Origin of the sequence: Thermoactinomyces sp. CICC 10521, from assembly GCF_016055135.1 — a bacterium.
GTDB lineage: Bacteria > Bacillota > Bacilli > Thermoactinomycetales > Thermoactinomycetaceae > Thermoactinomyces_A > Thermoactinomyces_A daqus.
In genome coordinates this window covers 1-8,431 of sequence record NZ_JAECVZ010000050.1, presented here as the reverse complement: position 1 = coordinate 8,431, position 8,431 = coordinate 1, and the positions used below count along the sequence as shown (strand labels likewise).

At 44.2% G+C, this 8,431-nt stretch carries 7 protein-coding genes; 4 read left to right on the top strand and 3 right to left on the bottom strand.

All coding sequences use genetic code 11. The features are described 5' to 3' along the window. Positions 1-153: 153 nt before the first annotated feature. The 3 genes from I8U17_RS17385 to I8U17_RS17375 all read right to left on the bottom strand — a co-directional run bounded on the left by I8U17_RS17385 (position 154) and on the right by I8U17_RS17375 (position 4,058). Entirely contained in the window at positions 154-843 is a 690-nt protein-coding gene (locus tag I8U17_RS17385; RefSeq protein ID WP_198059916.1) for a B3/B4 domain-containing protein, read from the bottom strand. An 837-nt stretch (positions 844-1,680) separates the two neighbouring features. Then, positions 1,681-2,991 (bottom strand): amidohydrolase, encoded by a 1,311-nt coding sequence (locus I8U17_RS17380; RefSeq protein ID WP_198059915.1) that lies wholly within the window; start codon positions 2,989-2,991, stop codon positions 1,681-1,683. Continuing rightward, positions 2,988-4,058: a MerR family transcriptional regulator gene (locus I8U17_RS17375; protein WP_232331175.1), complete on the bottom strand. Its 1,071-nt coding sequence runs from the start codon at positions 4,056-4,058 to the stop codon at positions 2,988-2,990. Before I8U17_RS17375 ends, I8U17_RS17380 begins: the two co-directional genes overlap by 4 nt. 864 nt (positions 4,059-4,922) lie before the next feature. On the opposite strand from I8U17_RS17375, the gene I8U17_RS17370 reads away from it, so the two are divergent. The 4 genes from I8U17_RS17370 (at position 4,923) to cas6 (ending at position 8,275) form a co-directional block, all read left to right on the top strand. Then, positions 4,923-5,720 carry a hypothetical protein gene (locus I8U17_RS17370; RefSeq protein ID WP_198059913.1) on the top strand — a complete coding sequence of 266 codons (798 nt, stop codon included), beginning with the start codon at positions 4,923-4,925 and terminating at the stop codon, positions 5,718-5,720. Positions 5,721-5,726: 6 nt separating this feature from the next. Then, positions 5,727-6,524: a hypothetical protein gene (locus I8U17_RS17365; protein ID WP_198059912.1), complete on the top strand. Its 798-nt coding sequence runs from the start codon at positions 5,727-5,729 to the stop codon at positions 6,522-6,524. 370 nt (positions 6,525-6,894) lie between these two features. After that, positions 6,895-6,969 (top strand): Fic family protein, encoded by a 75-nt coding sequence (locus I8U17_RS18940; RefSeq protein ID WP_370589285.1) that lies wholly within the window; start codon positions 6,895-6,897, stop codon positions 6,967-6,969. Between the two features lie 550 nt (positions 6,970-7,519). Continuing rightward, entirely contained in the window at positions 7,520-8,275 is a 756-nt protein-coding gene (gene cas6 / locus I8U17_RS17355; RefSeq protein WP_198059911.1) for a CRISPR-associated endoribonuclease Cas6, read from the top strand. Positions 8,276-8,431 lie beyond the last annotated feature (156 nt).

Sequence of the window (8,431 nt, the reverse complement as noted above, 5' to 3'; positions counted from 1 at the left end):
GGTCACATCAGGTTTACTTTATCTGTATATATCCTAGAAATATACAAAACCCCATTCCTTTTCCGAAGAAAAGGGGGGGGTTTGTCATCAATCTCGACCACTCTGTAAAAGAGTGGTTTTATGTTACTGCTGGTAGACTGTCTCCAAAATGAGTTATAGATCAACGCCCTCCCTCTTTTTTCCCTCAGCAATTACTGAAGAGATCCCGGTCGCTTTTACATGGGTTCTAAGTAAGGCTTCCGCTTCAGTAAGTGCAGGTGAGAGACCATCACCTGAAAAGCTGATAATCACCATCATGATCTGCCTTGTGTGAAGCGAAATCATGGCCCTTTCCGAGTCGCTGGTCGGGGAGCCGAAAGGCCCGTGTTCATCTTCGAAAACCGGGAGGTTCTCAAGGTTGATGTTCGACTTACCTATACCTTTGTATGACTGTCCTGGTTCACCGACACGAAACGTAAAGGGTGGCACTAATTTGGATAAGTCATAAGTACCAACCGGGTGCAGCGTTTTCAGCGAGATTAAATTATTGATGTCAACGATAGTATTGACCTGGTACAATCCCTTGCCTTGAAGTACACGGCGCAGCAAGGCTTCCGAAGAACCTCGATAACGGGATGGGTCTTTTCCAAGGATTTTATAGACGTTTCGTAATGATGCAATCGGAGAGAGGCCGGTGATGTTAGCCCCCGTATAAGTTTTTTTGATTATAGAAATTTGATTGGTGATCTTGCCCCACAGTTCTTCATCATATTCTGTGTTCTGAACTGTAGCGGTCAAAATACCCAGTTTTAGTTGTGGGGCCGCATCTGACAAAGCAGGATCGATATGAATTGGTTTGACCATGTTATACCCTCCTTTAGTATAGACAGTGTGAATCTCTTGTATTTCTTCTAATACAGGTGCCGGTTGTCCTGCTGCTGTCATATATATCAATCCTGGAGTATACATGGGCGGTTCGTCTCACTAACTAGTTACCAGGCTGTATTGCAAACAACAAAATGGATTACTTATAATTGAAGATAAAATATGAAAAATTTTCGCCGGCATTTGCGAACACCGGAAGCTTCGAAAAAGACCCAGGGGGTGTTCGGAAACGCCAAAGCCCGCATAAGATAAGAGGGAACACTACTTTTTGGATGGAGGTTATCCAATCAATAAAGCCCGAAACTTGTCCAAATCGGGGAGATGTTCGGAAAATCGCATACAAACTCAATAAAATCAAAGGGTACAGTGAACGCTGAATCAACAAGTACACCTCCGGTAGGAGGATTGAAACACTACCCTTCCATCCTTCTCCTTCAAATCTCCCCGAATCAACAAGTACACCTCCGGTAGGAGGATTGAAACATCCGTTGTTTGCGGGCCATTTTTTCACCCCCTTTGCCGAATCAATAAATAAACCTCAGGAGACCATCGTGTTGCGCTAGTCACTAAAACAAAAAGTCTGTCAACCTCCAGCGCCTGTAAAAACCCGGGGGTTGACAGATTTTTGCACGCACGGTTTGTTCGCTCTGAGAGAAATGGCTCCATATTTGAGAATTGCTGCCTGCCTTTTACAAAAAAGAGGCGTCCATCGCCTCGCTAAGCCGGGGTATATAAATTGAAAAATCTAAAAATGTTCCTGTTTATTGGAAAGTACCGAGTCGCCGGATGCTGACTCTGCCCCTGTTAATTCAATTATTAAACCCCTTCCACAATCCGTTTTGCCCGTTGTTGCGCCTCGTACAACAGTCTTTCTTCGTCAATCGTCAACAGTTCTCTGTTTTTCATCAGGATCTTTCCATTCACAATTGTTGTCATCACGTCTTGACCGAAAGCGGAATATACCAGCAGCGAGACCAAATCATGATGTGGCACCAAGTGTGGTTGATTGATATTCACCAGAATTAAGTCTGCCTTTTTCCCAACCTCAATCTTTCCAACCTGATCATCCATTTGCAAGAGTGTAGAACCATTTATCGTGACCATTCGAAGAATCGCATGTGCATCGATGATCGCTGGATCAAACCGATCTAATTTCTGCAGCCCGGATGCCATCTTCATTTCTTTGAACAAATCGAGGGAAGTAGCGCTTCCTGCACCATCGGTACCCAATCCAACCAAAATCCCTTTTTCCAAAAATTTATAAACAGGGGCAATTCCACAACCCAACTTCATATTGCTGAAAGGATTGTGTGCCACGCCGCCTTTCATATTCTGCAATAATGCAATGTCATGGTCATCAAGGTGAACGGCATGGGCCAAGAGCACATGATAATCACCGTCAAACAAGCCTAAATCGTATAGGTATTCGGTTGGGCTCTTTCCGTATTTGTGATTGATTTTTTCCGCCTCTTCCTGCGTTTCCGCTAAATGGATGTGAATCGGAACCTGTAGCTCTTTGGCAATCTCCATCACTTCTTTCAATTGGTCCGGGGGACATGTATACGGAGCATGGGGGCCCATCATCGTCGTGATACGGCCATCCGCTTTTCCGGACCAGGATTTAACCAAATCAATCCCCTCTCTCAAACGCTGTCCGCCATCATCATCGAGAAACACCAGACCGCGGGTCAAAGATGCCCTGATGCCGGAATCATGTACAGCTTGGGCAATTTGATCCATATGTATATACATGTCCGCATAAGCGGTGGTTCCCGATTTAATCATCTCGGCAATTCCCAATAACGCCCCCCAATAAATATCCTCCTGATTCATGTTTGCTTCGGCAGGCAACATTTTTCGGTTGAGCCATTCCATCAGCCGCAAATCATCGCTGAAGGAGCGCAGTAAACTCATGGGGGAATGGTTGTGCGCATTAATCAATCCCGGTAGCGCCACGCAATGAGACGCATGAATGATTACATCAAAAACAGACAAATCAGCGGGAAGATCGTTAGTGATATCGGCAATTTGATCATCTTCGATAACGATATTGGCTCGATATGGATGAAATTGTTTTTCCTGATCCTTATAATCTAAAATCAACGGATCCTTAATAAAAATTTTCATGGTATCCTTCTCACATCGTCGCGCGGTCTCGCCATCCATACGTGCAACATGGGTGTCAACGACCGGTATTGAACGTCATATCCCCGGGATATCCACCATTGGCACAGCCATTCCAGGTGAACATAGTATTCCGACGCCATCTCCTTCAGCACATCCGTTCTGCCTGCCCGGCGGATCTTCTCTTTCCAGGCGTGAAACGTCTCGTTGCTCTCGATCATCCAATCGACAATACCGATTCTGCCACCCGGACGCAAAACCCGGTGCATCTCCTCCAGTGCCAGCGGTTTTTGTTCCTCGCGCAAGTGATGAAATGCAAAGCTGGTGACGATAAAGTCGAAAGCATCATCAGGAAAGGGGATGGCTAAAAAATTGCCCAGTTTGGTCGTCATTGCGGGAAATTTCTCCCGGCAGCGTCTCAGCATTTCCGCCGACTGTTCCACGGCGGCCATCCGGATTCCGTTTGCGAAAAACCGTCCGGCTAGATTGCCTGTTCCCGCTCCCAGATCCAAGCCGGTTTCCCCCGGACGGGCATCAATCCACTCGGTCAGCGTTTGCAAGGCGTGGTCATACTCCGCATACAGGTCCAGCGGATCATTTCGCTCCACACGCTGGTCAAACGTTTCCGCCTGCTGATCAAACGCCCAAAGGTCTCGCCACTTTAACCTCCATTGTTCCCGCTCTTGCCAATGGCGTGTAAGACGGTACCAATCATCCCAGGAAGGGGAGCTGTTTTGTTCCCCGTTTTGAATCATCTGCTCAATGATCTCTAATTGATGTTTGAGTCGAACCCACTCGGTGAATGTGGCGGCCCGTTGCAGTTCCAGGTAGCGTGTGACGACATGTTCGTGGCCGCGGTCCACCTCCGCCAGCACTTTTTTGATCTCACTTACCGGCATGCCGATGCGGCGCAACGTCACGATCGTTTGCAGACGCCATGCCTCCTCCTCACTAAAGGTGCGGTATCGGTTGTCCGGTTCTTTGGGTGGCGCGATCAGACCCTTTTCCTCGTAGTAGCGGATGGCGCGTGGCGTGATTCCCAGCCGCTCCGCCATCTCCTTGATCTGCATTCTTCTCACGGAGATCCCTCCCGTTTCATCATAAACGTTGACGCTGCGTGAAAGTAAAGGGGGGAATGTACCGCCGGGTTCTGTCAGAAAATCGGCCAATCAGCCCCAGCCTATCAATCGGTAGCAGGTTATGTTGAAAAATATAAGATAGATAACCTATAATTGAAGATAAAAATATGAAAAAATTTATATTCGAAAAAATGATCTTCGTATAAAAGAAGATTTGCGTATTTCGGCATTTGCGAACACCGGAAGCTTCGAAAAAGACCCGAGGGGTGTTCGGAAACGCCAAAGTCCGCAAAAACAAAGGGGGATCTGACTTTTAGGTCGGAGGTAATCCAGTCAACAAAGCCCGAAACTCAGCCGAATCGAGGAGATGTTCGGAAAGACCCGGAGGGAGATAAAGACGTTGAAGGTTTCAGCGAACGCCGTCTCAATCAATACACCTCAAGCAGGAGGATTGAAACTGCCTGCGAAAATTCGGCAATACGACATCTTCGAGGATCAATTCTTTGGTAAGAGAATTGAAACAGGGAGTACATAGCAAACGGTTTTGACGAATCAGTAAATACATCTCCGGCAGGGATGAAAGCAAAATGGTACTCCCGGTAAACTTCAGCTTTTGGCTGGTATCATGGGATGGCGTAATGAAGAAGATCCTGGCATTGCTGACTAACGATGATCAAACCAATACTATTAATGGATCCGGCTGATTTGTCCGATGTTGGAGGCAATTTCAGTGCCGGATCCGATATGATATACCCAGCCTAGTCGATTTCCTGAATCGTCCGGGATTCTTTTCCGGGGGTGTAAGTTATATCTTTACTGAGAAGTTATATTTAATAAGGAAAGAGAGGATAGAAATTGTCTAAGAAGAAAAAGTTTATACTCTTGTTACTACCTGCTCTGGCATCTGCTTCACTAATTTCATTCCTGGTTTATTCTTGTGTCCAGATCTGGATTCCGCCCTACGATCCAGATGTCGTGAAACATGATGTCTCGAATTACTTGAGCAAGAAGTATGGGATCAAAGATGTTATGTTTGAAGAGATTGAGAGACCCAAATGCTCTGAGGCGGGGCCGTGCGACAGTCTTCATGTGAGTGTTACTCCCTACGATAAAGACTACCCGAGAGTGACGTTTACAGTCTTTTATGGGATTAAAGACAAGTTTTGTAACGACGATTATCTTGAGCGAGTTTGGGATAGTCAGGCAGATGATGACTTATCCAGAGATGTAGAACTGGCAATGGGCTTGAGCACTCGGGATCAGGTATCTATCGAGGTTTTCAATAAAGGCACTCCGTTCAAAGACCCTAAGACATTTCCATCTTATAGAGATGAGCTGGATCACTGGGTTGAAGATGTAGGAATCTATGTAACCAAGAATGGGAATGTGAATAAGATGGATGCGGCACCAAAGCATCCCTTAACCCCGGAACGGTGGAGGCAAGAAGCGGAAACCTTGGTAAGTCTGAAGAAAAAGCTCCTGGCCAAAGGGATAACTGAAGATCAACTCAAGTTGTTTAGATTGAATGTTGAGTATGGGAAGAACTCATATACGATTTCTATGGATAAGGTTTCTTATGATGTGGAGACCACATTTTGGTACTTACAGACTTTAGATCCGCAAAGTTATCAAGATAAGACGAGGTTGGAGTAAACTGTGATGGGATTATATAAGAAGTTGGGTGTAATGTTGGTTGTTATGGTACTTGTTTGCAGCTTTTTGATAGCTTGTTCTTCTTACTCAGAATATGAAATGGAAGAGAAGCAGTATGTGGATCTTTCGAAGATGAGCCCTTCAGAAGAGAAAAGAGTAGGAAAATTGGCTATGGATTATGTGGAGAAAACATACCATAAGACATTTAGGGTAGATGAAGTATGGAAAGATGATATTTTTGGGGCTTATTATCAGATAAAAGGTGCAGTACAGGATGGAACCAAAATAACGGTTATTTATGACCCTCCCGGTGAGTTTAGAGATGATTATGTACAGACGATATGGTTAAATCAAGTGCAGCCAGATATACAGAAATTGCTGGAGAAGAATGTGAGCTTGAGGAGTATAGACACAGAGAAGATTGATTATGACGATTTGGAAGGGAATATTGGCCAGAAGTATGGGAAGGACATCCCCTCTTTCTATCATGTCTTAAGTAGCAAGAAAGGGGAGCATTTTACGCTGAATTTGGTTTTGGAAGTTTATCAGCATGGAGGAAAGGCACCGGAAGATATAAGTAATCTTTTGAGAGAGCTAAAGAAAACCTTTCATAATGCTTCGATACAGGTATTTGTTTATACTGACGAACTAAAGCATTACCCGGAAATAACGTCTGATTCGGAACGTCAATATAAATATCTGTTGGAAAGATACGATATATCGGGAGATTTAACGAAGGTTGATCTGGATAATCTGGATCACTATAAAGTGCGTTATGTACAACCGACAAACAGGTATTATTAAAGAAAACAGGCACCCGACGAGGGGCTGATTGGATTGCTGCTCAGATTTGCCTTTTAGGGTGAAATAGAGTGTGACCAAGATTATGAACGATCACGCTTGATCGTAAGATCTCTATGTACATAACTGAAATATCGGTGCATGCAAGACCTTCTCTAGGCAGAAGATCAAGTAAAACAGAGATTGCATTATAGTTATGCAGATTCTTGCATGATAAAAAGACCAGGGGTGATCTGTTTCCCTGGTCTTTTTGTGAGATTTCGGGGAAGGAGAGCAAGCGGGGGCATGTTTGATGATCGCCTGTTCCCTGTAGCTGTACGAACGACATTCAAGTCGAAATATTCGCAATCATACAAGGAATGATGGAGCATTAGTGCAATCACTTGTACAAGTTCATCCGTTCTACAACGGAAATAAACGAGCAGCTTTGGTATACTTGGACACTTAATGATCAACCAAGAGGCTGAATGAAGAGTCCAGGGCGCAATACCCTGGTTTGTTAGATTGGCCGGGGCGAAATCAGCCACGTAAGAATATCTGTCTTATTCTTTTGATATATTTGGAATAATAAGGTACGGATGCCTTTTTAATCCCGATATCGATTCAACACGTGGCTCATCTCTTCGTGTCTGATCATCATCGTAGTGTTTCAATACCAATATGGATGCAACTAAACGATTACACAAACCCAACATACCAAGTCAATGACCGAGTTTCAATCCCAGTATGGATGCAACTAAACCCGTGTGTGAACATCAGTAATATCAATTATTTTTCATTATAACTAAAGTGGAAAGAGTCTGTGAACCTCCAATCGTGCAAAATCCCCGGGAGGTTCACAGAAAAAGCAAGTGAAAATAGGATTTTAGAATAAAATACAGAAAGATAAATAAAAACGGCAGTTGATAGATTTATTAGAAAATATTATTTTGAATTAATCTCCTTAAAGAACAACATTATAATTTCTACGACAGAAGAAAGGGGTGACGTTCTTTCAAATGCGTGTTGAAGTGAAATTTCATTTAGCGAAAGAAATCCTGTTGCCTTATGATCTGAGCTACTACATAAGCGGTTATATCTATCGTTGCATTAAGCAAGCCGCACCTGAACTGTCCGAATGGTTGCATAACACTGGTTTGAAATACAAGGGAAGAAGATACAAACCGTTTGTTTTTTCCCGGTGCAACTTCGCTTCAAGAGTGAACTTGGATTCGGTCATGAAAGTGAAAGGTACGCTTTCTTTTCAGATCGATTCGATCATGCCAGAGATCGTTCACCGGTTTGTTGAAGGTGCATGGGCAAATGGGCATTTGGATCTGTTTGAATTCAAGTTCCCATTACAGGAGACCTGTTTCCTGCCCCCTGTATCTTTTAGCGAAACCATGGTCTACAAAGCGTTAAGCCCAATTGTGATCCCGATACAAAAAAATAACCAAATCGTCTTTAGCCATCCCTTGGATAGCCGTTTTTACGACAGTATGCGAAATTCATTAAAGAATTGGTACTACCTGCGCTGGCAGGAAGAGTTTCCGGAAGGGGAGGAGATACACATTCAACTTTACCGCCCCGAAAAATTCCAACTGGGTAAAGCGGCTGTATTAACCCGTTTTAAGGATAAAAATATCAAGGGATATCTTGTTCCATTGGAAGTAGAGGCCCCGGTGAAGATGCAACAAGTGATCTATGAGGCGGGGATCGGCTCTTATGGTTCACAAGGGTTTGGCATGGTTGAAGCTCTAAAGGAGGTGAAATGAATGGGAGCAATCCTGCGGTTTGCCACCTTACAAGTTAACTGGCATCAAATAATCGAGTCACTAGGGCGTGTCTGGTGAATCACTAATTGAGCCAAATCATCAGGGAAATCAAGGTAATGGCAGCACAAAAATAAACCGCCCGTTTTTCATAGCGCG

Bases quoted from the DNA above. Each gene is read 5' to 3' on its own strand.
- I8U17_RS17385 (WP_198059916.1), bottom strand. From the start codon at position 843: ATGGTCAAACCAATTCATATCGATCCTGCTTTGTCAGATGCGGCCCCA.
- I8U17_RS17380 (WP_198059915.1), bottom strand. From the start codon at position 2,991: ATGAAAATTTTTATTAAGGATCCGTTGATTTTAGATTATAAGGATCAG.
- I8U17_RS17375 (WP_232331175.1), bottom strand. From the start codon at position 4,058: ATGCAGATCAAGGAGATGGCGGAGCGGCTGGGAATCACGCCACGCGCC.
- I8U17_RS17365 (WP_198059912.1), top strand. From the start codon at position 5,727: ATGGGATTATATAAGAAGTTGGGTGTAATGTTGGTTGTTATGGTACTT.
- cas6 (WP_198059911.1), top strand. From the start codon at position 7,520: ATGCGTGTTGAAGTGAAATTTCATTTAGCGAAAGAAATCCTGTTGCCT.